General features: G+C 52.6%; 28 protein-coding genes and 1 other annotated feature. Of the genes, 16 read left to right on the forward strand and 12 right to left on the reverse strand.

Annotated elements, in window-relative coordinates:
• Window positions 1-8: 8 nt before the first annotated feature.
• Window positions 9-770: a 2-dehydro-3-deoxy-D-gluconate 5-dehydrogenase KduD gene (kduD, locus tag OGV94_RS09490; RefSeq protein WP_286523195.1), complete on the reverse strand. Its 762-nt coding sequence runs from the start codon at window positions 768-770 to the stop codon at window positions 9-11.
• 147 nt (window positions 771-917) lie between these two features.
• Window positions 918-1,586, reverse strand: coding sequence for a hexitol phosphatase HxpB (gene hxpB / locus OGV94_RS09495; RefSeq protein WP_043016600.1), 669 nt, complete (start codon window positions 1,584-1,586; stop codon window positions 918-920).
• A 167-nt stretch (window positions 1,587-1,753) separates the two neighbouring features.
• Between hxpB and OGV94_RS09500 the strand changes: the two genes are divergently transcribed.
• The gene (locus OGV94_RS09500) at window positions 1,754-2,290 is read left to right on the forward strand and encodes a YniB family protein (protein ID WP_043016599.1); all 537 of its coding nucleotides are present in this window, start codon (window positions 1,754-1,756) and stop codon (window positions 2,288-2,290) included.
• 53 nt (window positions 2,291-2,343) lie between these two features.
• On the opposite strand, the gene OGV94_RS09505 is transcribed toward OGV94_RS09500, so the two are convergent.
• Window positions 2,344-3,204, reverse strand: a complete 861-nt coding sequence (locus OGV94_RS09505) for a fructosamine kinase family protein (RefSeq protein ID WP_043016598.1) — start codon at window positions 3,202-3,204, stop codon at window positions 2,344-2,346.
• 270 nt (window positions 3,205-3,474) lie between these two features.
• On the reverse strand, window positions 3,475-4,404 hold the full coding sequence (gene pfkB / locus OGV94_RS09510; RefSeq protein WP_043016597.1) for a 6-phosphofructokinase II: 930 nt from the start codon (window positions 4,402-4,404) through the stop codon (window positions 3,475-3,477).
• Window positions 4,405-4,691: 287 nt separating this feature from the next.
• On the opposite strand from pfkB, the gene OGV94_RS09515 reads away from it, so the two are divergent.
• Window positions 4,692-5,450 (forward strand): DUF481 domain-containing protein, encoded by a 759-nt coding sequence (locus OGV94_RS09515; protein WP_003030592.1) that lies wholly within the window; start codon window positions 4,692-4,694, stop codon window positions 5,448-5,450.
• Between the two features lie 166 nt (window positions 5,451-5,616).
• Here OGV94_RS09515 and yniD read toward each other — a convergent pair whose 3' ends face one another.
• Complete coding sequence (gene yniD, locus OGV94_RS09520; RefSeq protein WP_003030590.1) at window positions 5,617-5,724, reverse strand: small membrane protein YniD; 108 nt, start codon at window positions 5,722-5,724, stop codon at window positions 5,617-5,619.
• 304 nt (window positions 5,725-6,028) lie between these two features.
• On the opposite strand from yniD, the gene thrS reads away from it, so the two are divergent.
• The 14 genes from thrS (at window position 6,029) to selO (ending at window position 18,812) form a co-directional block, all read left to right on the forward strand.
• Window positions 6,029-7,957 (forward strand): threonine--tRNA ligase, encoded by a 1,929-nt coding sequence (thrS, locus tag OGV94_RS09525; RefSeq protein ID WP_003832572.1) that lies wholly within the window; start codon window positions 6,029-6,031, stop codon window positions 7,955-7,957.
• Window positions 7,958-7,960: 3 nt separating this feature from the next.
• Window positions 7,961-8,503, forward strand: a complete 543-nt coding sequence (infC, locus tag OGV94_RS09530) for a translation initiation factor IF-3 (protein WP_048997935.1) — start codon at window positions 7,961-7,963, stop codon at window positions 8,501-8,503.
• A gap of 96 nt (window positions 8,504-8,599) precedes the next feature.
• Window positions 8,600-8,797: a 50S ribosomal protein L35 gene (rpmI, locus tag OGV94_RS09535; RefSeq protein WP_003030583.1), complete on the forward strand. Its 198-nt coding sequence runs from the start codon at window positions 8,600-8,602 to the stop codon at window positions 8,795-8,797.
• A 55-nt stretch (window positions 8,798-8,852) separates the two neighbouring features.
• Window positions 8,853-9,209, forward strand: coding sequence for a 50S ribosomal protein L20 (rplT, locus tag OGV94_RS09540; RefSeq protein WP_003030578.1), 357 nt, complete (start codon window positions 8,853-8,855; stop codon window positions 9,207-9,209).
• Window positions 9,210-9,331: 122 nt separating this feature from the next.
• Window positions 9,332-9,456: a sequence feature (Phe leader region), on the forward strand.
• A complete protein-coding gene (gene pheM / locus OGV94_RS09545) occupies window positions 9,337-9,381 on the forward strand; it encodes a pheST operon leader peptide PheM (protein WP_001386830.1) in 45 nt (14 codons plus the stop codon). Its footprint overlaps the feature before it by 45 nt.
• Window positions 9,457-9,580: 124 nt before the next feature.
• Window positions 9,581-10,564, forward strand: a complete 984-nt coding sequence (gene pheS, locus OGV94_RS09550; RefSeq protein WP_043016596.1) for a phenylalanine--tRNA ligase subunit alpha — start codon at window positions 9,581-9,583, stop codon at window positions 10,562-10,564.
• Between the two features lie 15 nt (window positions 10,565-10,579).
• Complete coding sequence (gene pheT / locus OGV94_RS09555) at window positions 10,580-12,967, forward strand: phenylalanine--tRNA ligase subunit beta (RefSeq protein ID WP_286523197.1); 2,388 nt, start codon at window positions 10,580-10,582, stop codon at window positions 12,965-12,967.
• Window positions 12,968-12,971: 4 nt separating this feature from the next.
• The gene (ihfA, locus tag OGV94_RS09560) at window positions 12,972-13,271 is read left to right on the forward strand and encodes an integration host factor subunit alpha (RefSeq protein WP_003030571.1); all 300 of its coding nucleotides are present in this window, start codon (window positions 12,972-12,974) and stop codon (window positions 13,269-13,271) included.
• Window positions 13,272-13,392: 121 nt separating this feature from the next.
• Window positions 13,393-14,373, forward strand: coding sequence for a vitamin B12 ABC transporter permease BtuC (gene btuC / locus OGV94_RS09565; RefSeq protein ID WP_043016594.1), 981 nt, complete (start codon window positions 13,393-13,395; stop codon window positions 14,371-14,373).
• Between the two features lie 60 nt (window positions 14,374-14,433).
• Window positions 14,434-14,985 carry a glutathione peroxidase gene (locus OGV94_RS09570; RefSeq protein WP_075146064.1) on the forward strand — a complete coding sequence of 184 codons (552 nt, stop codon included), beginning with the start codon at window positions 14,434-14,436 and terminating at the stop codon, window positions 14,983-14,985.
• Window positions 14,985-15,734 (forward strand): vitamin B12 ABC transporter ATP-binding protein BtuD, encoded by a 750-nt coding sequence (gene btuD / locus OGV94_RS09575; RefSeq protein ID WP_080625088.1) that lies wholly within the window; start codon window positions 14,985-14,987, stop codon window positions 15,732-15,734. The genes OGV94_RS09570 and btuD overlap by 1 nt, the downstream gene beginning before the upstream one ends.
• A gap of 77 nt (window positions 15,735-15,811) precedes the next feature.
• Window positions 15,812-16,276, forward strand: coding sequence for an NlpC/P60 family protein (locus OGV94_RS09580; protein ID WP_003832591.1), 465 nt, complete (start codon window positions 15,812-15,814; stop codon window positions 16,274-16,276).
• Window positions 16,277-16,594: 318 nt separating this feature from the next.
• The gene (locus tag OGV94_RS09585; RefSeq protein WP_047411698.1) at window positions 16,595-17,308 is read left to right on the forward strand and encodes an EAL domain-containing protein; all 714 of its coding nucleotides are present in this window, start codon (window positions 16,595-16,597) and stop codon (window positions 17,306-17,308) included.
• Window positions 17,309-17,369: 61 nt separating this feature from the next.
• The gene (selO, locus tag OGV94_RS09590) at window positions 17,370-18,812 is read left to right on the forward strand and encodes a protein adenylyltransferase SelO (RefSeq protein WP_286523199.1); all 1,443 of its coding nucleotides are present in this window, start codon (window positions 17,370-17,372) and stop codon (window positions 18,810-18,812) included.
• Here the strand turns inward: selO and OGV94_RS09595 are convergent.
• From OGV94_RS09595 to aroH, 7 genes are all read right to left on the reverse strand, one after another.
• Window positions 18,809-19,588, reverse strand: a complete 780-nt coding sequence (locus OGV94_RS09595) for a heme ABC transporter ATP-binding protein (protein ID WP_080625090.1) — start codon at window positions 19,586-19,588, stop codon at window positions 18,809-18,811. The genes selO and OGV94_RS09595 overlap by 4 nt on opposite strands.
• Window positions 19,581-20,573, reverse strand: a complete 993-nt coding sequence (locus OGV94_RS09600; protein ID WP_043016588.1) for a FecCD family ABC transporter permease — start codon at window positions 20,571-20,573, stop codon at window positions 19,581-19,583. Before OGV94_RS09600 ends, OGV94_RS09595 begins: the two co-directional genes overlap by 8 nt.
• The gene (locus tag OGV94_RS09605) at window positions 20,573-21,394 is read right to left on the reverse strand and encodes a heme/hemin ABC transporter substrate-binding protein (RefSeq protein WP_286523202.1); all 822 of its coding nucleotides are present in this window, start codon (window positions 21,392-21,394) and stop codon (window positions 20,573-20,575) included. The genes OGV94_RS09600 and OGV94_RS09605 overlap by 1 nt, the downstream gene beginning before the upstream one ends.
• Window positions 21,391-22,422 (reverse strand): hematinate-forming heme oxygenase ChuS, encoded by a 1,032-nt coding sequence (chuS, locus tag OGV94_RS09610; RefSeq protein ID WP_047411688.1) that lies wholly within the window; start codon window positions 22,420-22,422, stop codon window positions 21,391-21,393. The genes OGV94_RS09605 and chuS overlap by 4 nt, the downstream gene beginning before the upstream one ends.
• Before the next feature lie 47 nt (window positions 22,423-22,469).
• Complete coding sequence (locus tag OGV94_RS09615) at window positions 22,470-24,455, reverse strand: TonB-dependent hemoglobin/transferrin/lactoferrin family receptor (protein ID WP_075146068.1); 1,986 nt, start codon at window positions 24,453-24,455, stop codon at window positions 22,470-22,472.
• 74 nt (window positions 24,456-24,529) lie between these two features.
• Window positions 24,530-24,718, reverse strand: coding sequence for a hemin uptake protein HemP (gene hemP / locus OGV94_RS09620; protein ID WP_373870774.1), 189 nt, complete (start codon window positions 24,716-24,718; stop codon window positions 24,530-24,532).
• Window positions 24,719-24,888: 170 nt separating this feature from the next.
• The gene (aroH, locus tag OGV94_RS09625; protein WP_047411681.1) at window positions 24,889-25,935 is read right to left on the reverse strand and encodes a 3-deoxy-7-phosphoheptulonate synthase AroH; all 1,047 of its coding nucleotides are present in this window, start codon (window positions 25,933-25,935) and stop codon (window positions 24,889-24,891) included.
• Window positions 25,936-25,961: the final 26 nt, after the last annotated feature.

Genomic DNA, 25,961 nt, shown 5'->3' on the forward strand with positions numbered 1-25,961 from the left:
GTGCGCCTTTACCGCGCCAGCCAACCGCCATCCACGGCCAGCGTATAGCCATGTATATAGTCAGAGGCAGGACTGGCGAGGAAAACGACCGGGCCTTTCAGGTCATCTGGCGTGCCCCAGCGTCCGGCGGGAATACGATCGACAATCTCCTGATTACGCTCACTGTCTTCGCGCAACTGCTGTGTGTTATTGGTCGCCATATAGCCGGGAGCGATGGCATTAACATTAATCCCCAGGGGCGCCCATTCATTAGCCAGCAGGCGGGTGATACCCAGCACGCCGCTTTTTGATGCGGTATAGGATGGTACGCGGATACCGCCCTGAAAAGAGAGCATTGAGGCAATGTTAATGATTTTTCCGCCGTTGCCCTGAGCCAGAAACTGGCGCGCCACGGCCTGTGACAGAAAGAAAATGGATTTAAGGTTGAGGTTCATCACGTCATCCCAATCCTTTTCGCTGAAGTCCAGCGCATCCTGACGGCGGATGGTTCCCGCATTGTTAACCAGAATATCGACCCGGCCAAACGCCGCCACCGCTTGTGTCACAATGTTGGTGAGCGCATCCTGTTGGCTGAGGTCGGCCTGAATGGCCATAAAGCGCCGACCAAGGCCGTTAATTATCTCTGCGGTTTCATGCGGTATTTTACGATTCACGCCGACGATATCGCAGCCCGCTTCCGCCAGCGCCGCTGCCATACCTTGCCCAAGGCCGGTATCACATCCTGTGACGATAGCGATTTTACCCTCGAGACGAAAAGCTTCCTGAATCATGTTTACCTCAACTATATATGCCATTAACGCTTGCTCTGTAGGGCAAGGATAGGAGAGGTTAAACAGAAATACAATTGAAAATGAAACGATGTTTTAAAAAATAAAAAGCAGGGAAGGCGGGCAATCCGAACATTGCCCGTCACAGGATTAGCCGCGCAGGTGAGCGGCGGTGAGTTCGGTGAGCGAGGTCAGTTTGACGTCGGCAAGAACGAAGCGAGGATCGTCCTGATTTTCATGCGCCGGCACCACGACGGAACGCATACGGGCGGCTTTCGAAGCAATCATACCGTTTACCGAGTCTTCCAGTGCTACGCAGTTTAAAGGATCGATACCCAGTAGCGCCGCGCAATCGAGATAAACCTGTGGGTGCGGTTTGCTGTAGGGCAGTTTTTCCGCAGAAGCCAGTGCGTCGAAGCTGCTGCGCAGCTCAAACATGGTCAGCACTTTTTCCAGCATATGCAGCGGCGAGGCGGATGCCAGTCCTACTTTGATTCCCTGAGATTTGCACAACGCCACGGCTTCACGCACGCCCGGCAGCAACGGCTTTGTTTCTTCTACTAACGCAATTGCCCGGGTAATGATGCGCTCGGTAACTTCCTGACGTGAGGGACCATTCCATGGTTGCTGCGCAAACCACAAATCAACCACCATGTCGATGCGTAAACCAAGGGTATCGGGAAGTTCATGGCGGCGGGAGATATCAACGCCTAAACTTGCTATCACATCCAGTTCAGCCTGATCCCAAAGCGGTTCAGAATCGACCAGTAATCCATCCATATCGAAAATTGCAGCAAGAATCTGACGCGGGGTTGACATCACAACCTCTCCTGTACGGTGATAAAAGGGATTAAGAGCCAGCCAGAACGGGCTCTGAGCGTTCATTATGGCTAATTCGGCAGTATACCGCCTTTAAAGATCAGGCGAAAACGGTAATCAACGGGTAAACTTAGGCCAAAATGACACGTCTTAATCAAGGGGAACTCATGACGTATCAACAAGCTGGACGCATTGCCATCTTGAAAAGGCTGGTGGGATGGGTGGTTTTCATTCCCGCGCTGATTTCAACGCTGGTTTCAGTACTGAAGTTTATGTATGCGCACAGCGAAAAGCAGGAAGGAATTAACGCAGTCATGCTCGATTTTGCCCATGTGATGATCGACATGATGCGGGTGAACACACCTTTTCTTAACGTGTTTTGGTATAACTCGCCGACGCCCGATTTTCAAAGTGGACTGAATCTCGTCTTTTGGCTGATTTTCATTCTGATTTTTATCGGTCTGGCGTTGCAGGACTCCGGTGCCAGAATGAGTCGTCAGGCGCGTTTTTTACGCGAGGGCGTTGAGGACCAGTTGATTCTGGAACAGGCAAAAGGCAGTGAAGGTTTATCGCGCGCGCAACTTGAGTCGCGTATCGTGGTTCCGCACCATACGATTTTTTTGCAAATATTCCCACTCTATATTTTGCCGGTGATTGTTATCGTGATCGGCTACTTCTTCTTTTCATTGCTGGGCTTTTTGTAAGTGCAGGTCTATCAGGCCTGCCGCGTTGTGAAACGCCAGGCCTGATAAGCAGGCTAAGCCGCCAGTAACCTGTCCAGCGCTTTCTGCGCGACCACCAGATGCTGTCCCCCGAACAAAATTGCCCGATTCAGCAGCGTATAGAGCTGGTAGACAGGCTGCCTGTCGAGAAAATCTAATGGTAGCGGCGAAACAGACTGATAGCCGTCATAGATTTGCGGCGGCTGGTCGGTATGCAACGGCAGCATGGCCAGGTCACACTCTCTGTCCCCCCAGTAGCAGGCAGGGTCAAAGATGTACGGACCGTTTGGACCGAGAGCGCAGTTCCCGGACCACAAATCACCGTGCAGAAGAGACGGCTGCGGTTGATGGGAAGATAGACGCTGCTGAACATGCTCAACAATGGCGTCTATATTGCCAAACGCAATGCCTTTTTCAGCGGCGAGTTCCAACTGCCAGCCAATACGCTGCTCGGCAAAAAAGGTTGACCAGCGACGTTGCCAGGTGTTGGGCTGGGGTGTGGTAGAGAGCGCATTATCGAAGTCGAGCCCAAACTGCGGCTGATCGCTCCATTCATGCAAATGCGCCAGCTGTTGGCCGAGGATAAAAGCATTGTGCGCATCAAGCGGACGGGGAGGGAGGAAATCCATCACCAGAAAGCTGTAATCTCTGTCTGCGCCTACCGCCCAGACTTTCGGTACAGATACGGTTTGACTGCGAGAAAGTAGCTCCAACTGATCGGCTTCCGCCGTAAAGCCGGTTAACAGCTCTCTTTCATCGCATTTGACGAAAAAATCGCGCCCCGCATAGCGTAAATGCCATGCGGCGTGGATCTCTCCGCCGGGCAGTTCGTTACGCAGTTCGATTTCGCCTTCACCTAGTTGCTCGCTTAAAAGACGACTGATAGCCTGCCACATGATGTCTCTCCCCATGTTGTCTGCCAGATCATAAGGTTAGCGCAAGAATGCGGTTAAAAAACACGAACTGACGCACACCACTGACGCGTCATCGCTGGAAAGGCACTTAATGTTTGTCGTTCTTCTTCACCTCGCATCGATGTGAAGACGTCCGGTTGCACATGATTCACTTCTTTGTAATCACGTGATTTTTTATCATAGACGTATAACACCCATGCCGACAGTTTTACGGGTAAATCCCCCTGAATCAATACAAGGGGGAAGGTGTCATTACTGAGTAAGATACGAATATATTTTTTGCGTATCGTCTAAGGCGCACAGACGCGTACCCTGATTCAGGGTAGCGGCGCTACCTGCTGCTACACCGTAGCGGACAATATCTTCAAAAGGTACGTTCTCAGCGAGTTTAAGCGTCATGGCGCCGACCATACTGTCGCCCGCGCCTACGGTACTTTGACTTTTCACCGGTGGCGGAACCACCTGGACACAGGTGTCGCGATCAACGCCCAGTGCCCCTTGCGGCCCAAGCGAGACCACTACGCGATGGGCTTTTCCGCTTTGCACGATTTCCTGTGCGGCTTTACGCACGTCATCGGGCTGGGTGAGTTCGCGGTTGACCAGCGCGCTCAGTTCTTTGAGATTAGGTTTGACCAGTTCGATATTGCCGATAGCCAATGCCGCCGCCAGCGCTTCGCCAGAACTATCGACAATACAGCGAATCCCTTGTTTTTGTGCCGTGGTAACGAGACGGGTCAGCTTCTCAAGCTGTACGCCAGGCGGCAAACTGCCACTAATAACCAGCAGCGCGCCAGACTCTATTTCCAGCACCTGATCCTGAAGTTGGTAGAACTCGTCATCGGTCAGCGCAGCACCTGGCATGACGAAGCGATACTGTTCGCCGCTGGACTCAACGTGCACATGGAGATTTTGTCGGGTCCAGTCTTTGGCTTCGACGGTGGATACGGGAACATTTTCGTCGGCGAGCAGAGCGACAAGATGCTCTCCGGTAGCGCCTCCCGCAGGGAAGATAGCCGTCGCGGTTCCGCCAAGATGGGCAATTGCGCGAGCGACGTTGATGCCGCCGCCGCCGGGTTCAAAAACCGGCGAGGTACAGCGAAGTTTACCTTCCGGGTAGATTTGCGGAGTGATTGTTGCGCTATCGAGAGAGGGCGCAAGTGTTAACGTATAGATACGTACCATCTTTACCTCCTGTTAGGCTGTCCTCAGTCTGGCACTTAACCTCGCGAAAGTGAAGTAATTAACAACATGATTTTTAATATCTTTATTTAAAACATTTGCGTCAAAGATATATAAATAAAAAAACGGTTTAGGAACGCTCTTATTCAAAAAATGAAATAAGAATTTATTGCTATGTTATTCGAGTCTTTTTATAATTTGTTACCTTTCAAGGATCTTTTGTCATTGATCCATATGAAAGTTTCCGAGACCGTAATGGTCTCTTTTTTTGTTGTACGGACTCTTAATAAATGAAGCTTTTGAAGACAGTGCCCGCAGCATTACTGCTGACGGGTGGCCTGCTTGCGTCAATGCATGCTGCCGCCGATGATTCCGTTTTTACTGTCATGGATGACCCTTCCAGCGCGAAAAAACCCTTTGAAGGTAACCTGAACGCGGGATATCTCGCCCAGTCAGGCAACACAAAAAGTTCTTCTTTAACCGCAGACACCACCATGACCTGGTACGGTGAAACCACGGCGTGGTCTCTGTGGGGAAATGCCAGCAATACCTCTTCAAATGATGAGCGTTCATCAGAGAAATATGCCGTAGGTGGTCGTAGTCGTTACAACATGACCGACTATGACTACCTCTTTGGGCAGGCAAGCTGGTTGACCGACCGTTACAACGGCTATCGCGAGCGTGACGTGCTGACCGCCGGTTATGGTCGCCAGTTCCTTAACGGACCAGTACATAGCTTCCGTTTTGAATTCGGTCCTGGCGTGCGCTATGACGAGCATACGGATGGCACCACCGAAACGCAGCCGTTGGGCTATGCGTCCGGGGCCTATGCGTGGCAGATGACGGACAATACTAAATTTACGCAAGGCGTGTCGGTATTCGGTGCTGACGATACAACGCTCAACTCTGAAACGGCCTTGAACGTTGCCATCAACGAACACTTTGGGTTAAAGGTGGCTTACAACGTCACCTGGAACTCTGAACCACCGGCAACAGCGCCGGAACATACCGATCGTCGTACTACTGTTTCACTCGGCTACCGGATGTAATGACAAACCGGGTCAAATAATTGGCCCGGCTTTTATCTATTAAAGTTAAGGTTATTTAATAGTTAATCTGTGTTTTATTTTTAGCACTTATCAATAACGCGCTATTTTTCAGACAAATTCGATTTAATTGATAAATACATCCGAACCGGAACAGCGCGCCAGTATTTTAACCCCAGATCATCGCTGCCCAACGTAGCATTAGCATTGCCGCACAAATAACGAGTAGGATCACCACCATCTTCCAGTGTTTCTTTGCAAAGCGATTTGTTGGCATTGTTCTTTTCCTGCTCAGATTAGATGACTTTCTGCAAGTGTAACAAAGACGTCAGGGTGTCAGTGAATTGATTTACATCATAGAGTACGCGTTGATTGTTGCTTTGATCGGCTCGAAATGCCGTGTACACTGTGAAACGGTGTTATCAAAAAGCGGGTGTAGGTCCAGTGTAGCCATTGAGGCAATCAGTGACATATTTCGCAGAGTGAAGCGGGAATCAGCCCACACCTTTTTGATAATTTTAAATATTGAATCTTTGTATGTGATCTTACGTGTGGGTCACCACTGCAAATAAGGATATAACATGCCTGTTATTACTCTTCCTGATGGCAGCCAACGCCATTACGACCACGCTGTAAGCCCCATGGATGTTGCGCTGGACATCGGTCCAGGTCTGGCGAAAGCCACTATTGCTGGCCGTGTTGACGGTGAGCTGGTAGATGCTTCCGATCTGATTGAGCATGATGCGAAGCTCTCCATCATCACCGCGAAGGATGAAGAAGGTCTGGAGATCATTCGTCACTCCTGTGCGCACCTGTTAGGGCACGCGATCAAACAACTCTGGCCGCACACCAAAATGGCGATCGGACCGGTTGTTGATAACGGTTTTTACTACGATATCGATCTTGACCGTACGTTAACCCAGGAAGACGTCGACGCGCTCGAGAAGCGGATGCACGAGCTCGCTGAGAAAAACTACGATGTCATTAAGAAGAAAGTCAGCTGGTACGAAGCGCGTGAAACCTTCGTGAAGCGTGGCGAGACCTATAAAGTCTCTATTCTTGATGAAAACATCGCCCATGATGACAAGCCTGGCTTGTACCATCATGAAGAATATGTCGATATGTGCCGTGGCCCGCACGTGCCGAACATGCGTTTCTGCCATCACTTCAAACTGATGAAGACCGCTGGGGCATACTGGCGTGGCGACAGCAATAACAAGATGCTGCAGCGTATTTATGGTACTGCATGGGCAGATAAAAAAGCCCTGAATGCCTATCTGCAACGTCTGGAAGAAGCGGCCAAACGCGACCACCGTAAAATCGGCAAGCAGCTTGACCTGTATCACATGCAGGAAGAAGCGCCGGGTATGGTGTTCTGGCATAACGATGGCTGGACTATCTTCCGTGAACTGGAAGTCTTTGTTCGCTCAAAACTGAAAGAATACCAGTATCAGGAAGTTAAAGGTCCGTTCATGATGGACCGCGTGCTGTGGGAAAAAACAGGTCACTGGGATAACTACAAAGATGCAATGTTCACGACCTCCTCTGAGAACCGTGAATACTGCATTAAGCCCATGAACTGCCCAGGCCACGTGCAGATCTTCAATCAGGGTCTGAAATCCTATCGCGATCTGCCGTTGCGTATGGCAGAGTTTGGTAGCTGCCACCGTAATGAGCCGTCAGGCGCGCTGCATGGCCTGATGCGTGTTCGTGGCTTCACTCAGGATGATGCGCATATCTTCTGTACAGAAGAGCAGATCCGTGATGAAGTTAACGCTTGCATTCGTATGGTCTACGATATGTACAGCACCTTTGGCTTCGAGAAAATCGTCGTCAAACTGTCCACTCGCCCCGAAAAACGTATCGGCAGCGATGAAATGTGGGACCGTGCTGAAGCTGACCTGGCCGTTGCGCTGGAAGAAAACAACATCCCGTTTGAGTTCCAACTGGGTGAGGGCGCATTCTACGGTCCGAAAATTGAATTTACCCTGTATGACTGCCTCGATCGTGCATGGCAGTGCGGTACTGTACAGCTGGACTTCTCCCTGCCGTCCCGTTTAAGCGCCTCTTATGTTGGCGAAAATAACGAGCGTCAGGTGCCGGTTATGATTCACCGCGCAATTCTTGGGTCGATGGAACGTTTCATCGGTATCCTGACCGAAGAGTTCGCTGGCTTCTTCCCGACCTGGCTTGCGCCGGTTCAGGTTGTTGTCATGAACATCACCGATTCTCAGTCTGAATACGTTAACGAATTAACGCAGAAACTACAAAATGCGGGTATTCGTGTAAAAGCAGACTTGAGAAATGAGAAGATTGGCTTTAAAATCCGCGAGCACACTTTACGTCGTGTCCCTTACATGTTGGTCTGTGGCGACAAAGAGGTAGAAGCAGGCAAAGTTGCCGTGCGCACCCGTCGTGGCAAAGACTTGGGCAGCCTGGACGTAAATGAAGTGATTGAGAAGCTGCAACAAGAGATTCGCAGCCGCAGTCTTCAACAACTGGAGGAATAAGGTATTAAAGGCGGAAAACGAGTTCAAACGGCACGTCCGAATCGTATCAATGGCGAGATTCGCGCCCTGGAAGTTCGCTTAACAGGTCTGGAAGGCGAAGCTTTGGGTATTGTGAGTCTGAGAGAAGCGATCGAAAAAGCTGAAGAAGCTGGAGTAGATTTAGTTGAAATCAGCCCTAACGCCGAACCGCCAGTTTGTCGTATTATGGACTACGGCAAGTTCCTTTATGAAAAGAGTAAGTCTTCTAAGGAACAGAAGAAAAAGCAAAAAGTTATCCAGGTTAAGGAAATTAAATTCCGTCCTGGTACCGACGATGGCGATTACCAGGTAAAACTCCGCAGCCTGGTACGCTTTCTGGAAGATGGCGATAAGGCTAAGATCACGCTGCGTTTTCGCGGCCGTGAGATGGCCCACCAACAGATCGGTATGGAAGTGCTCAACCGCGTCCGTGACGATCTGAGTGAACTGGCAGTAGTCGAATCCTTCCCTACGAAGATCGAAGGCCGCCAGATGATCATGGTGCTCGCTCCTAAGAAGAAACAGTAAGGCCTTCAAGTAGCAATGTCTGTGGAGCCTGCGGGTTCCACAGCCGTTGTTCGCCTACGTTTCGTTTATTAACAATGCGAAGTGGAAGTTATTAAAATGCCAAAAATTAAGACCGTACGCGGTGCTGCTAAGCGCTTCAAAAAAACCGGTGGTGGTGGATTTAAGCGTAAGCACGCAAACCTGCGTCATATTCTGACCAAAAAATCTACTAAGCGTAAACGTCACCTGCGTCCAAAAGGCCTCGTGTCTAAAGGCGATCTGGGTCTGGTTATCGCGTGCCTGCCGTACGCATAAGCCGTTAACGTTTAATTCATTTTTTTACTAAGAATATAGATACAGGAGAGCACATATGGCTCGCGTAAAACGTGGTGTAGTTGCCCGTGCACGTCACAAGAAAATTTTGAAACAAGCTAAAGGCTACTACGGTGCGCGTTCTCGCGTATACCGCGTTGCCTTCCAGGCTGTTATCAAAGCTGGTCAGTACGCTTATCGTGACCGTCGTCAGAAAAAGCGTCAGTTCCGTCAACTGTGGATTGCGCGTATCAACGCAGCAGCACGTCAGAACGGTATTTCTTACAGCAAATTCATCAACGGCCTGAAAAAAGCCTCTGTTGAAATCGACCGTAAGATCCTGGCTGACATCGCAGTATTCGACAAAGTAGCGTTCACCGCTCTGGTCGAAAAAGCGAAAGCAGCTCTGGCATAAGCCGGTGAAAAGAGGGAGCCTGGCTCCCTCTCTTTTATTTGTAGCGCAATCAATTAGTTGACAATTTATCCGTAAGCCTTTTCAATAACGGTTGTCCGGTTTTTTTACCACACAAGGTAACGCAAGCATGAATGCTGCTATTTTCCGCTTCTTCTTTTACTTTAGCACCTGAACTCAGGAGGCTTGCGCGTGAAAGAAGAAACGGAAAACAGCGCCTAAAAGCCTCCCTGGTGGAGGCTTTTTTTATACGCGTCATCCTTCAAGTTGTCTCTGTATTGGCTGCATTTGCTCTTTTGCCGCGTTGATACAACTTGAATGGTTTTGCGTATAGATGAGCGACTAGTGAATATCGCAACATAACGAGGAAAATCATGTCACATCTCGCAGAGCTGGTTGCCAGTGCAACGGCCGCCATTAACCAGGCTTCAGATGTTGCCGCGTTAGACAATGTCCGCGTCGAATATTTGGGCAAGAAAGGGCACCTGACCCTTCAGATGACTACCCTGCGCGAGCTGCCGGCAGAAGAGCGCCCGGCTGCAGGTGCGGTGATAAACGTTGCCAAAGAGCAGGTTCAGCAGGCACTGAACGCGCGTAAAGCCGAATTAGAAAATGCCGCGCTGAATGCCCGTCTGGCTGAAGAAACGATCGATATATCTTTGCCTGGGCGTCGTATCGAAAACGGCGGTCTGCATCCGGTAACGCGTACTATCGACAGGATTGAAAGTTTCTTCGGTGAGCTGGGCTTTACCGTGGCGACGGGTCCAGAAATCGAAGATGACTATCATAACTTCGATGCGCTGAATATTCCTGGCCATCACCCGGCGCGCGCTGACCACGACACTTTCTGGTTTGACGCGACGCGTCTGCTGCGTACACAGACTTCAGGCGTGCAAATCCGCACCATGAAGGAAAAACAACCGCCGATCCGTATTATCGCTCCGGGCCGTGTATATCGTAACGATTACGATCAGACGCACACCCCAATGTTCCATCAGATGGAAGGGCTGATTGTTGATACCAACATCAACTTCACCAACCTGAAAGGCACGCTGCACGATTTCCTGCGCAACTTCTTTGAAGAAGACCTGCAGGTTCGTTTCCGTCCGTCCTACTTCCCGTTCACCGAACCTTCTGCGGAAGTGGACGTGATGGGCAAAAACGGTAAATGGCTGGAAGTGCTGGGTTGCGGGATGGTTCACCCGAACGTGCTGCGTAACGTCGGCATCGATCCGGAAATCTACTCTGGTTTTGCATTCGGTATGGGTATGGAGCGTCTGACCATGCTGCGTTACGGCGTTACCGATCTGCGTTCTTTCTTCGAAAACGATCTGCGTTTCCTCAAACAGTTTAAATAAAGGCAGGATAAAACAATGAAATTCAGTGAACTGTGGTTACGCGAATGGGTAAACCCGGCAATTGATAGCGATGCGCTGTCAAACCAAATCACGATGGCGGGTCTGGAAGTTGACGGTGTGGATCCCGTTTCCGGCGCGTTCAATGGCGTTGTGGTGGGCGAAGTGGTTGAGTGCGCTCAGCACCCGAACGCTGACAAACTACGCGTTACCAAAGTGAACGTCGGCGGCGACCGCCTGCTGGATATCGTCTGCGGTGCGCCAAACTGCCGTCAGGGCCTGAAAGTGGCCGTGGCAACCGTGGGTGCCGTTCTGCCGGGCGATTTCAAAATCAAAGCCGCTAAACTGCGCGGTGAGCCGTCTGAAGGCATGCTGTGCTCGTTTTCCGAGCTGGGTATTTCCGACGATCATAACGGTATTATCGAACTGCCAGCCGATGCACCAATTGGCACCGATATCCGTGAATACCTGAAGCTTGACGACAACACTATCGAAATCAGCGTTACGCCGAACCGCGCCGACTGCTTAGGTATTATCGGTGTGGCACGTGACGTTGCTGTACTGAACAAAGCCCCGCTGGTTGAGCCAGAAATGGCGCCAGTGGCCGCAACCATTAGCGACGTCCTGCCGATTCAGGTCGAAGCGGTGGAAGCCTGCCCACGCTACCTGGGGCGCGTGGTAAAAGGTATCAACGTTAAAGCGCCAACCCCGTTGTGGATGAAAGAAAAACTGCGTCGTTGCGGTATCCGCTCTATCGATGCCGTGGTTGACGTGACTAACTATGTGCTGCTCGAACTGGGCCAGCCGATGCACGCCTTCGACAAAGACCGCATTGAAGGCGGGATTGTTGTCCGTATGGCAAAAGAGGGGGAGACCCTGGTATTGCTGGACGGCAGCGAAGCGAAGCTGAATGCGGATACGCTGGTGATTGCGGACCATAACAAAGCGCTGGCGATGGGCGGCATCTTTGGTGGCGAACACTCCGGTGTGAATGATGAAACGCAAAACGTCCTGCTGGAATGCGCATTCTTTAGCCCGCTGTCTATTACTGGTCGCGCACGTCGTCACGGTCTGCACACCGATGCATCTCACCGCTATGAGCGTGGTGTTGACCCGGCTCTGCAGCATAAAGCCATGGAACGCGCGACACGCCTGCTGATTGATATCTGCGGTGGCGAAGCGGGTCCAATCATTGATGTGACGAACGAAGCTACACTGCCAAAACGCGCAACCATTACGCTTCGCCGTAGCAAACTGGATCGTCTGATCGGGCACCATATTGCGGATGAGCAGGTGAGCGACATTCTGCGTCGTCTGGGATGTGACGTGACGGAAGGGCAGGATGAGTGGAAAGCGGTAGCGCCGAGCTGGCGTTTCGATATGGAAATCGAAGAAGACCTGGTAGAAGAAGTCGCCCGCGTATACGGTTATGACAATATCCCGAACACGCCAATTCAGGCGGGTCTTATCATGGGTACGCATCGTGAAGCGGATTTGTCGCTGAAACGCGTAAAAACCATGCTGAATGACAAAGGCTACCAGGAAGTCATTACCTACAGCTTCGTCGACCCGAAAGTCCAGTCGCTGCTGCATCCGGGTGAAGAAGCGCTGCTGCTGCCAAGCCCAATCTCTATTGATATGTCGGCAATGCGTTTGTCCCTGTGGACTGGCTTGCTGTCTACGGTAGTGTATAACCAGAACCGTCAGCAGAACCGCGTGCGTATTTTCGAAACGGGTTTACGTTTCGTTCCGGATACGCAGGCCAACCTCGGGATCCGTCAGGATCTGATGCTGGCGGGCGTGATCTGCGGCAACCGTCATGATGAACACTGGAACCTGGCAAAAGAGACCGTTGATTTCTATGATCTGAAAGGCGATCTGGAAGCGGTTCTCGACCTGACCGGCAAACTGGCGGACATTCAGTTCAAAGCTGAAGCGAACCCAGCGCTGCATCCGGGGCAGTCTGCGGCGATTTATCTGAAAGGTGAACACATTGGTTTCATTGGGGTTGTTCATCCTGAACTGGAACGTAAACTGGATCTGAACGGTCGCACTCTGGTGTTTGAACTGGAGTGGAACAAGCTCGCAGACCGCGTGGTGCCTCAGGCGCGTGAAGTTTCTCGCTTCCCGGCGAACCGTCGCGATATCGCGGTCGTTGTGGCAGAAAACGTTCCCGCTGCGGATATTTTATCCGAGTGTAAGAAAGTTGGCGTAAATCAGGTAGTTGGCGTAAACTTATTTGACGTGTACCGCGGTAAGGGTGTTGCGGAGGGTTATAAGAGCCTCGCTATCAGCCTGATCCTTCAGGATACCAGCCGTACACTTGAAGAAGAGGAGATTGCCGCTACCGTCGCCAAATGTGTAGAGGCATTAAAAGAGCGATTCCAGGCATCATTGAGGGATTGAACCTATGGCGCTTACAAAAGCTGAAATGTCAGAATATCTGTTTGATAAGCTTGGGCTTAGCAAGCGGGATGCCAAAGAACTGGTCGAGCTGTTTTTCGAAGAGATCCGTCGTGCTCTGGAAAATGGTGAGCAGGTAAAACTCTCTGGTTTTGGTAACTTCGATCTGCGTGATAAGAATCAACGTCCGGGACGTAACCCGAAAACGGGCGAAGATATTCCCATTACAGCACGGCGCGTGGTGACCTTCAGACCCGGACAGAAGTTAAAAAGCCGGGTCGAAAACGCAACGCCCAAAGAAGAGTGATTTAACGATACGCAGAGTATGACGCGTATAACTAAAAAGGCCGCTATGCGGCCTTTTTCCTTTTCACTACTGAATCAGCACCGTAGAATCACCTCCATCTCTTTTCAGCAGAATGGAAAACATGCTGACTTTCGCCCATCAACAGCAGCGACGAAACGTGCGCTGGATACTGTCACTGTCAGTACTGATGCTACTGGCAACGATTCTAAGCTTGTGCGCAGGAGAACAGTGGATCGCCCCCGGCGACTGGTTCAGCGCCCGCGGCGATCTGTTCGTCTGGCAAATTCGACTTCCCCGTACTCTTGCCGTTTTGCTGGTAGGCGCTGCGTTGGCCTTATCAGGAGCCGTGATGCAAGCTCTATTTGAAAACCCGCTCGCAGAGCCTGGATTACTGGGCGTGTCTAACGGTGCGGGAGTCGGGCTTATCGCAGCGGTGCTGCTGGGGCAGGGGCAACTCCCCGGCTGGGCGTTGGGCTTATGCGCTATCGCTGGGGCGCTGATTATCACGCTTATTCTGCTACGTTTTGCCCGACGTCATTTGTCTACCAGCCGCCTGTTGTTGGCGGGAGTAGCGCTGGGGATTATCTGTAGCGCGTTGATGACATGGGCCATCTACTTCTCCACGTCTTTTGATTTGCGACAGCTGATGTACTGGATGATGGGGGGCTTTGGTGGCGTAGACTGGCATCAGGCCTGGCTCATGGTGGCGTTGATTCCGGTGCTGGTGTGGATCTGCTGTCAGTCGCAGCCGATGAATATGCTGGCGTTGGGGGAGACTTCCGCACGTCAGTTGGGACTGCCCCTGTGGTTCTGGCGCAACCTGCTGGTGGTCGCCACTGGCTGGATGGTTGGCGTAAGCGTGGCTCTGGCCGGAGCGATTGGCTTTATCGGGCTGGTGATCCCACATATTTTGCGGCTGTGCGGCTTAACCGATCACCGCGTGTTGCTGCCGGGCTGCGCGTTGGCTGGTGCAATCGTACTACTGTTTGCTGATGTTGTCGCGCGTCTGGTGCTGGCCTCGGCTGAGCTGCCAATCGGCGTGGTGACGGCCACCATGGGCGCACCGGTATTTATCTGGCTATTGTTAAAAGCCGCGCGCTAGAACGCGTTGGTTCGGTCTATGATTAAAAACTGAAAATTCACCTGTTGTTCTGGAGATGCTATGCAAAACACTATTCTCGATACAGAAGTGACGACCATCGACGGTGAGGCTACCTCACTGCAGCCGTATTCCGGAAATGTGCTGTTAATCGTCAACGTGGCCTCAAAATGTGGACTGACGCCGCAATACGAGCAACTGGAGAATCTGCAGAAAGCCTGGCATCAACAGGGTTTTACTGTCCTTGGGTTCCCTTGTAACCAGTTTCTGGGTCAGGAGCCGGGCAGCGAAGAGGAAATAAAAACGTATTGCAGTACCACCTGGGGGGTTACCTTCCCAATGTTCAGCAAAATTGACGTTAACGGCGAGGGACGCCATCCGCTGTATCAGAAGCTGATTGATGCCGCGCCAACGGCCACTGCGCCTGCGGATAGTGGGTTCTATGAGCGTATGGCGAGTAAAGGTCGGGCACCGCTCTATCCGGACGATATTCTATGGAATTTCGAGAAGTTTTTAGTGGGGCGAGATGGTCAGGTATTGCAACGATTCTCACCCGATATGACGCCTGAGGATCCCATTCTGGTGCAATCTATCAAGAAGGCGCTGGCAAACTAATGTCTCGATTGATGCAGCTACAGGACGTAGCGGAATCGACCCGTCTCGGCCCGCTCTCTGGTGAGATAAAAGCCGGAGAGATCCTGCATTTAGTGGGGCCTAACGGTGCTGGAAAGAGCACGCTGTTGGCACGAATGGCGGGCCTGACGACCGGTGAGGGCAGCATCATCTTTGGTGATATGCCGCTGGACGAATGGCCGTCAGCAAAGCTGGCGCAATACCGCGCCTATCTGGCGCAACAGCAAAACCCGCCGTTTGCGATGCCGGTCTGGCATTTTCTGACGCTGCATCAGCCAGACAAAGCGCGCACCGATCTGTTACAGGAAGTCGCTGATGCGCTTGGGCTTGGGGATAAGCTGGGGCGCAGCGTGAATCAGCTCTCCGGCGGTGAGTGGCAGCGCGTGCGCCTGGCTGCGGTTATCCTGCAGATTAGCCCGCAAGCGAATCCATTCGGCCAACTTTTACTGCTGGATGAGCCGATGAACAGCCTGGACGTGGCGCAACAAAACGCGCTGGACCGCTTGTTGAGTCGGCTGTGTCTGCAGGGCATAGCGATTGTCATGAGCAGCCATGACCTTAATCACACCTTACGTCATGCGCATAAGGCCTGGCTCCTCAAACGTGGGAAGTTGCTTGCCAGCGGCGCTCGTGATGCGGTACTCACGCCCGCCAATCTGTCTGCGGCTTATGGCGTGAACTTCCGTCGTTTGGATATTGAAGGCCACAGAATGCTCATATCAACCACTTAAGTTAAATGGGTTCTTGAAAATCATATAATTTCCACGCTAAATTGGCATAAAAATATAATTCAGAGGATTCGTCCTGAATGCGCTTTTGGCTTCTTTTCATCACAGCATTGTTTTTGGCGGGCTGCAGCAGCCATCGTGCTCCTGCGCCAAATGCCCGATTGTCGGATTCTATCGCGGTTATCGCCGGTCTTAATGACCAGCTACAAACCTGGCATGGCACACCCTATCGTTATGGCGGCATGAGCCGTAGCGGGGTGGATTGTTCTGGATTTGTTTTGATGACAATGCGCGATAAATTCGATCTGCAACTCCCGCGTGATACGCGCACGCAATCAAAGATTGGTACCGAAATTGATAAAGACGATTTGCTGCCCGGCGATCTGGTTTTCTTTAAAACCGGGTCTGGAGAAAGTGGTCTGCATGTCGGAATTTACGATACCAATAATCAATTTATTCATGCCTCCACCAGCCGCGGAGTGATGCGCTCGTCCCTGGACAACGTTTACTGGCGTAAAAACTTTTGGCAGGCGCGACGTATTTAATCCTCATTAGTCACAAGGCCGCCCAGGACTGTGCGGCCTCGGCATTTCCATTTGAAAGTCACTTTTTAATTCTACCATCAGCCGGACAATACCCCTGAACAGTAAGAGCGTATCTTGCTAAAAATATGATTTATCCCGAGATATTAAAAAGTGCAAAGCTGGATATTCGCTTATAATCAGGATAAGCTAAAAAAAAGGATTCGATTTACTGGCTATAAAGGGAAAAATGAAAGGGCCTCTACTTGCATCAGCAATAACGTATTTCTCCATCCTTTGCTACAGGATGCCGGATAACACCTATGCAGAGGGGCTGGCGCGATGATTGTTTCACTGGATACTCTTTACCATTCAGAGTTTTCTTTTTTGCCTGCGAGAAGCGAAAAAGGCGATCTTGAATACGTCGATATCATCACCAGTTTCGCCAGCGCGGATGGGGATGTGCGTATACCCACCGAGCTGGTCCTACCTCGGATGTCGGATGAAGAGCAATGTCGCTTATTTACCGAAAAGCTTGAATTAATCGAAACGTGCCAACATTTTTTTATTCAGCGAAATGTCCTGGCCTGGATTAATTTAACGCCGGCAATTGCTAATACTTTATTATCAGATGCTAAATTTGCTTCACAAGTTGAACGATTTTCATTTCTGGAACTGGCTATTAATGAAAACTATCCAGAGTTAAATAATGGAAAAGAGAATCCAACGCTGGCCGCGCTAGCGGCGAGATTTCCATTAGTTCTGACAAACTATGGTGCTGGCGGTATATCCACCCGGGCAATTTTTGATGGGCTGTTCAAACGCGTTGTGTTAGATAAAAACTTTGTTCAACAAAGGATTACACATATTTCGTTTGAGCCGTTTATGCGGGCTATTCTGGCACAGTTATCTCCCAGCAGTGAGTCAATCATCATTAGCGGTATCGATACGCCAGAGATGTTAGCGCGCGTACTGCCTTTGGGATTCAGCGCCATACAGGGCGCGCTGTGGCCCGCCGTGCCACCGGCACAGATAATTTCGTTATCCAGAATATAACCCTTTTATTTGCTGGTGTTTAACAGGCTTTTAACAGTCTACACTAGAGACAGGAGGCCCTATGACCCTGTCTTTTACCACTCGCTGGCGTGATGAATTACCAGCAACCTATACAGCACTTTCGTCGACACCCCTGAAAAACGCACGCCTGATCTGGCATAACGATGCGCTGGCGGAGCTATTAGCTATTCCTGAGTCGCTTTTTGATATTCCGAGCGGAGCGGGTGTTTGGGGTGGCGAATCGCTGCTCCCCGGGATGTCGCCTTTAGCGCAAGTGTATAGCGGAAATCAGTTTGGCGTCTGGGCAGGCCAGCTTGGCGATGGCCGCGGGATCCTGCTGGGCGAGCAACGGCTCGCTGATGGCTCCACGTTTGACTGGCACCTGAAAGGCGCCGGACTTACGCCTTATTCCCGTATGGGGGATGGGCGCGCCGTACTGCGCTCAACAATTCGCGAAAGCCTGGCCAGCGAAGCGATGCACTACCTGGGCATACCAACCACGCGGGCATTGTCGATTGTTACCAGCGACACGCCGGTGTATCGCGAAACGGTAGAAGCAGGGGCGATGCTCATTCGCGTGGCGCAAAGCCATATGCGTTTTGGCCATTTTGAACACTTCTACTATCGCCGCGAGCCGGAAAAAGTGCGTCAGTTGGCTGATTTTGCAATTCGCCATTATTGGTCGCAATGGCAGGAAGAAGCCGATAAATACCAGCTGTGGTTTAACGATGTTGTCACGCGTACAGCGACGTTAATCGCTGACTGGCAAGCGGTAGGATTTGCGCATGGAGTCATGAACACGGACAACATGTCGATTCTGGGACTGACGATGGATTACGGTCCATTCGGTTTTCTAGATGACTACGAGCCCGATTTTATCTGCAACCACTCGGACAACCAGGGACGATACAGTTTCGATAATCAACCGGCCGCGGCGCTGTGGAACTTGCAACGTCTGGCGCAAACCCTGTCGCCATTTATCCCGGTCGAGACGCTCAATGATGCGCTGGACAGTTACCAACTGGCGCTGTTAACTCGCTACGGTCAGCGGATGCGGCAAAAGCTCGGCTTCTTTAGCGAGCAGAAAGACGATAACGAATTGCTAAGCGAACTGTTTAGTCTGATGGCGAGGGAAAGAAGCGACTATACGCGAACGTTTCGTATGCTCAGCCAAACGGAACAACACAGTGCGCAATCCCCACTGCGCGATGAGTTTATCGACCGCGCGGCGTTTGACGACTGGTTCACGCGGTATCGCTCGCGTCTGCAGCAAGACAACATTGCTGACGCAGTCAGACAAACGCAGATGAAGGCGGCTAACCCGGCGATGGTATTACGTAACTGGCTGGCGCAACGGGCGATTAGTCAGGCAGAGCAGGGGGATTACGCCGAGCTGCATCGGTTGCACCAGGCGTTGCGTACCCCGTTTACCGATCGTGATGATGACTATGTCAGCCGTCCACCTGACTGGGGTAAACGGCTGGAAGTGAGCTGTTCAAGTTAAGGGGCCAGAAACACCTGCGGAGATCCGTTGGCCGGATGCTGGCCAACGTGTACCTGAGCGCCATACCAGCGCTTCAGGTCATCGGCCTGTAGCACGCTCTCAGGCGTTCCCTGCGATACCAACCTGCCATCGTGCAGCAACACTATTCTGTCCGCCCATAGTGCGGCGAGGTTCAGATCGTGAAGCACAATGCACACATGTAGCTCTCCCGAAGCGGTTAGCGTCTTCAGCAAGCGCAACAGGTGCTGCTGGTGATAAAGATCCAGCGCAGAGGTGGGTTCATCAAGGAATAACCAACCGCGAGGCGCGCCGTTGCACCAAAGTTGCGCCAGTGCACGGGCCAACTGCACTCGCTGTTGCTCGCCGCCGGAAAGTGCGGCGTATTGCCGGCCCGCCAACGGTGTGCATCCGGTCATTTCCATTACCTGAGCGATAAGCCGGGGTTCCTGCTGTTGGGTCCAGGGCGCACGTCCCATCGCGATGACGGCCTCTACCGGCCAGTCAAATCCCAGTTGCGTTTGCTGGCGCATTACCGCCCGATGCCGCGACAACGTTTGGGTAGGCCACTCCTCCAGCGGTTTGTCCGCCAGCACGCAGCGCCCGGTTGCCGGTTTGAGAAAACCGGTCAGCAGGCGCAGCAGGGTGGATTTTCCTGCACCGTTTGGGCCGATGAGCGCCACCAGTTCACCTTTTGCGAGGGCGAGTGATACATCGTCAATTACCTCTCTGCCAGCCACGCGATAATGAAGCCCTTCAGCGATGAAATGTTCAGCCATGCGGTCCTCGCTGACGAAAAATAAGCCATAAAAACCACGGTGCGCCGAGAAGACTGGTCAACAGACCGACCGGCATCTCTGCAGGGGCAACCGCCGTACGGGCCAACGTGTCGGCAATCAGTAACAGAAACGCGCCCGCCAGCACGGATCCCGGAATAACGGCCCGATGATCTGAGCCAAGCCACATGCGCATCAGATGCGGGATAACCAACCCGATAAATCCAATTACGCCGCTTACCGCCACGGCTGCGGCAACCAGCAATGCGCTACAAAGCAGCAAAATACGCTGAACGGTACGCACATCTACGCCGAGATAATGCGCCTCTTCCTCACCCAACTGCAGCAGGTTCAGTGCCGGCGCCAGACGCCAGATAATCAGCACCGTCGGGATAGTCAGCGAGGTTACCGCCAGCAGCGTGGACCATTGCGCAGCCCCCAGACTTCCCATTCCCCATAGCGACAGCTGGCGCAGTTGCGCATCATTACTGACCCACGACAGAACGCCAACCGCCGCCCCGCAAAGCGCGTTGATGGCAATACCGACCAGTAGCAGACGCGAGAGTGATCCGTCGCGTTGTTGGCTGAGGATAAAAATCACCACCGTTGCCGCCAGGGCACCCATAAAAGCGGCCAGCATTGGGGCGTACAGCATCAGCAGCGCGGGCAAAGAGACAGGCAGTACCACCCACAGGGCGACGGCGCAGGCGGCGCCGCTGCTTATCCCCAGTAATCCCGGGTCAGCTAGCGGGTTGCGAAACAGTCCCTGCATCACGCAGCCTGCGAGCGCCAGAGAGCCGCCAATCACCAGCGCCAGCAGGACGCGCGGCAGACGAATTGTGAGCCAGATTTGACGCAGTGCCTCATCGCCATCATGCCAGAGCAGACTTACCGGCAGGCGCAACGCGCCAAAACCGGTAGCCAGGATTGTCATCATGACTAATATGAGTGCGAGCGCCCATAAAGAATAACTGATACGTCGGGACATCAGGGCAATTGCTCTGCTTTAGCGCGAAGCTGCAAAATGGCCTGCGGCGTACGCACGCTGAAGCCGAGTAGCGCCATATCATCCACCTGTAACACCTGTTTATTCCGCCCGGCAGGCGTTAGCGCAAGGCCCGGCAGCGCCCACAGGTTATCTTCGCCACCCATCGCCTTAACGCCGTCCTGTGAAATCACCACCAGATCGGGCTGGCTGGCAATGACGCCTTCCTGTGACAGCGGCTGATAGCGGTTAACGCCCTGCATGGCGTTGTGCAAACCGGCGGCACGAATAGCCGCATCGGCTCCGGTTTGCTGGCCCGCCGCCATTGCAGTCATCCCGCCATGATTAAGAATAAACAGCACGCGTTTATTTAGTTCAGATGACGGCAACGCCGCCATTTCCTGACGTAAGCTGGCGCGCAGCGTTTCGCCTTCGGCCTGCCGATGGGTTGCTTCGGCGATGACGCGAATTTTTTCATCAATCACCTCAAGATCGTTGCTCGCCGGGATCGTAACAACCCTGACGTTGCTCTGCTCAAGCTGTTTTAGCGCCAGAGAGGGCTGTGCCTGCGCGCTGGCAAGGACCAGCGTAGGGCGTGTAGCAAGGATCCCTTCCGCGTTGAGCTGGCGTAAGTAACCAACATCCGGTAGCGCGCTTGCTGCTTCAGGCCACTGGCTGGTGCTGTCTCGCGCCACAAGGGAAGACTGTGCTCCCAGTGCGTATACAATCTCAGTAACATCGCCACCGAGTGCAACAACCCGTTCCCCGGCAGCAGCCAGCGCTGCAATGGGCAGCAGCGCGATCAGGACCAGCAGTTTTTTCATGCGGCCAGTCCTTTCGGCGTCAGCGCGTCAATCTGTGCACGCCATTGCGTCTGCTCCGGCTCGCCTTCCGTACGTTGACCGTACAACTGGGCAATTTGCGTGCCGTCGGCAGCAAACAGTTCCAGACTGGTGACGTGTCCATCGGCGGTCGGTTTGCGCGTTACCCATGTTTCTGCCACGCTCTCTTCCAGCAGGTGTAAGGTAAATGCCGGGTTGAATATATTCAGCCAGCCTTTCATCGGTACCAATTTTTCAATCACGCCGGTAAAAATCTGTACGCAGCCGCGATTACCCACAAAGATCATGATTTCATTGCCATCCTGACGCGCGGTGTCGAGTAACTGCGCCAGTGCGCTATTAGAAACTTTACAGGCCAGATCGTCGCCCACCAGATTAAACGCCTGTTGGCGGGTGAGGTCGTGGCGTTTCAGCAGACCGAAGAATTGATGGACATCGGTCATTGCTCGCCACTCTTGATCAACGGTCTGCGCATCGACCGTGACGACGGCGGGAGCAGAATTGTTGGCGGGTTGCAGCACCAGTGGCGGGTTTTCGGCAAAGATGAATCGGGTCAGCAACGCCGCCCAATCCTCAATGAGGGTATTCTGCGTGGCGTAGACCTTCAGCAGCGCATCTCCCTGATGGTCAAAGAACTGGATGCTCTGACGTTCGCCGTGGGCGGTTGTTTCGCTGATATGAAATACGCTTGCCCACTGATTGAGGAACAGGCGCAGGTCGAGGGCGCGCGGATTAAGAACCAGCCCGGCATGACCGTTGAGGTGCTGATTGGTAAAAGCACCCACCTGCTCATGTACCGCGTATTCGTTGCGGCAAATGCATTTGGTTTCGCCTACGGTTTCCAGTGCGCCGAGGATTTCGCGTACTTCGCCACGTAAGCGCCAGGCGTCATGACCGACGCGGGCGAAGGTCAGTTCGGCTTCGCTAATATTCATCAACCCCGCAATGTCACGTGCGTATTTGCCAGGATTTTCTTTCTTCAGTTCCAGCCAGCGTGTGTAATGATTCATTGTCTCTTCCTTCCAGATTGCTACCCCGGCGAACCGGGGAAAAGTGATTACCACTGATAACTCACGAAAATTTTGCCATTACGACCATCCTGCGGAATGCCTTGCGGCGACCAGTACTCTTTGTCGAAGGCGTTGCCCAGTACCAGTGTGGTGGTCATACCTTTCAGCGCTTGTTGGCCCTGATAGCTCACGTAGAAATCGTTTACCGCATAGCCGGGCTGTTTAGTGTAGCTGCTGCTGATATGCGTTGAACGATCGGCAAATGTCCCTATCCAGCCCACGGAGAATCCGCTGTGCGCAACCGGCACGTTCAGTTTGCTGGTGACCGTATCTGGGTTAATGCTGGAAATGTATTCTCCCGTGTCAGTATCTTTGCCGCGCGTACGGTTATAGGCCATATCGAGGCTGAACAGATCGGCGGAATATTTCGCCATGACGTCCCAGCCCCAGATTTTCGCGTTGGGGACGTTATAAGACATCGTTGTTGCGGCGGCGAAGTCGACGCTGGTGGAGATGTAATCTTTCGCTTTGGTGTCGAAATAGCTGGCTTTAAATTCGAGCGCATCGCTTGCCATCAGTAGATCGTCAAAGCGCAGACCAAATCCGTATTCCTGTGTTTCGTTGGTTTCCGGACGCAGGTTAGGGTTTGGCACCCAGTAGTTGGTGTAGAAACGGCCAATCGAGAAGTGTTTCGCATCGTTATACATCTCGCCCATAGTCGGTGCACGGAAGGCCTGAGCGTAAGAACCAAACAGCATCAGCCAGTCTGCTGGCGCAACGGTAAGTCCGGCGCGGGACGACCATTTATCGGCATCGACATCTTCATAGCCGTCGCTGCTGCCGCGATAAGAGTCATAACGGGTACCGCCCAGCAGCGTAACCGGCAGATCGCGCAGGGTGATTTCATCCTGTAGCCAGCCGGAGCTGAAATCGATCTTTGCCTCTGGGAAACCGGTGGTTGTGCCACCTGGCTGTTGTTCCTGACGATAGTACTCACCGCCGTAGGTCAGCAGGTGAGATGCGAAAGAGTCGGTAAACAGGCGGGTACGGTTGTCGAGTTTACCGCCTTTGGTCGTCTGCTTGCGAAACTCGCCGGTGTTATCCGTGTTTTGTGCATTAATGCGCGCTTCGGACCAGTAAATACGAGCATCCGCGTTCAGCCAGTCATTGTCCGCCGGGGAGAGCGAGTAGGTCAGTTGCGCATCGCGCTGGATCGTTGAACGGTTGGTCATCGGGTTGCTGGTGGCATCCGCTGCGCTGGTTTGTGGATTTTTAGGTTCACGGGCGTCATTGTTGTAGTAACGCAGCGAACCGGCCAGCGTCTGGGCGCTGTCAATTTTCCAACTGCCTTTCGCCAGCATATTGTTGATCGCTTCGTCGTTTGGCGCTGTTGTACCGTCACTCTGACGCAAATCGCCGCGATCTCGACTCGACCAGGCAAGCAGTCCGTCCAGCGTATCGGTGCGCCCAAAAGCGCTGGCGCCCATACCGAGGCTGTGATCGCCGGTTGCCGCAGTACCGAACACGCGATAACCGCTGTTTTGTCCGGCTTCCAGCAGATCTTTGGCATCCGCTGTGTCATAGGCGATCACGCCGCCCAGCGCACCGCTGCCGTACAGCAGTGCAGAAGGGCCGCGTACGACTTCGATGCGTTTGATAAGCGCCGGGTCGAGGAAGGTACTGTTCAGGTGTCCGGTGTCGGTGCCCTGACGAACGCCGTCAACCAGCACCAGAACGCCGCGTCGATCGTAGCCGCGTAGATTCACGTCCTGGCCATTGGTACGACCTGTGCCATCGAGGGTCAGACCCGGAACCGTCCGCAGCAGATCGGCTGCCGAGCTGGCGGTCTGGTTTTCTGGGGCCGTGGCATCAATCACGCTGACCATCATCGGCGCTTCAAAGGCGCTACGGGCATTGCCAGTGGCGGTAACGGTCATATCTTCAACCGCCGCATAAGCGACGGCGGGCAGGTTACTGATAATCGCCAGCGCCAACAGTGATGGACGCAGGGATGCAGTGTGCAGGTGTGGCATAGCAACTCTCCATTAGGAAATCGAAAAGCGCTGGCTGCCTGGGGATTACCTGGGTGGCTGGCGAAAAGTGTTGTTTATTTAGTCAGAATGAGTTTTCCGGCTTGGGTCTGGCGCAGCAGATAGAGCTGACCATCGTGTTCTATGATCACGCGTCCCTCTTTGCCCAATAGACTTTTACTGTCAATTCGACGCTCGTTTGGCGCGACAGAAGGGGGGGCTTTCTCTTTTGCGTGCGTTGTTGTTGTGTTATCCATACGTGAAATAGTTTTTAAAAATAACAATCAATTTAACAATGATAATCATTATCATCAAACTGCAAATTTGCGGCAAGCATTTTTGTGAAATAATTGTGACGAGAATAGATTTTGTACAACAAGGAGGGGAAAAACAAAGGATTAGCACCGGGCAACGTGATGTTACCCGGCGAACAACATTAAAAACGGCTATCAACCGCAGAGGCGAGTTTTTCAACCAGCAGTTCAGTATCTTCCCAGTTCAGGCATGGGTCGGTAATGGACTGACCGTAAACCAGCGGCTGGCCGCTAACGATTTTTTGCGTACCTTCACGCAGGAAACTCTCCGCCATAATCCCGGCAATCGCCGTCGAACCGTTGCGAATTTGCTGACACACGTCATCACAAACGTCCAACTGACGACGATGCTGCTTCTGGCAATTGCCGTGGCTAAAATCGACTACCAGATGCTCAGGCAGGGAAAATTCGTGCAGGGTATCGCAGGCGGCGGCAATATCTTCAGCATAATAATTCGGCTTTTTACCGCCGCGCATAATGATATGTCCGTAAGGATTACCGCTGGTTTGATAAATGGTCATCTGGCCGGTTTTATCCGGTGAGAGGAACATGTGGCTGGCGCGGGAGGCGCGGATCGCATCGACAGCGATACGCGTGTTGCCATCCGTGCCGTTTTTAAAGCCGACCGGACAGGAGAGCGCAGACGCCATTTCACGGTGGATTTGGCTTTCGGTGGTGCGCGCGCCAATGGCTCCCCAACTGATTAAATCGGCAATAAACTGACCGGTCACCATATCGAGGAATTCTGTTGCCGTGGGTACGCCCAGTTCATTGACCTGCAACAGCAGCTTGCGCGCCAGTTCAATGCCGTGGTTCACGCGGTAGCTGCCGTTTAAATCCGGGTCGGAAATTAAGCCTTTCCAGCCCACGACGGTGCGCGGTTTTTCAAAATAGGTGCGCATCACGATTTCCAGGCGCGCCTGATGTTTTTCGCGCAGCCCCTGCAAGCGGGTCGCGTATTCCATGGCGGCATCAAGATCGTGAATCGAGCAGGGACCTACGATCACCAGCAAACGAGCGTCTTCACCATTTAATATTTTTTCTATCCGACGTCGGGATTCCGTGACATGACGGGCGACGGAGGAAGAAACAGGATGCCGTTGCGCAAGCTCTGCTGGAGTGACCAGATTGTCAATACGCGCAGTACGGAGTTCATCGGTTCTGTTCATTACTTGTCTCAGAAATTTGTTGCTTC

The sequence above is a fragment of the Citrobacter sp. Ce006 genome, assembly GCF_030336535.1.
GTDB classification, from domain to species: domain Bacteria; phylum Pseudomonadota; class Gammaproteobacteria; order Enterobacterales; family Enterobacteriaceae; genus Citrobacter; species Citrobacter europaeus.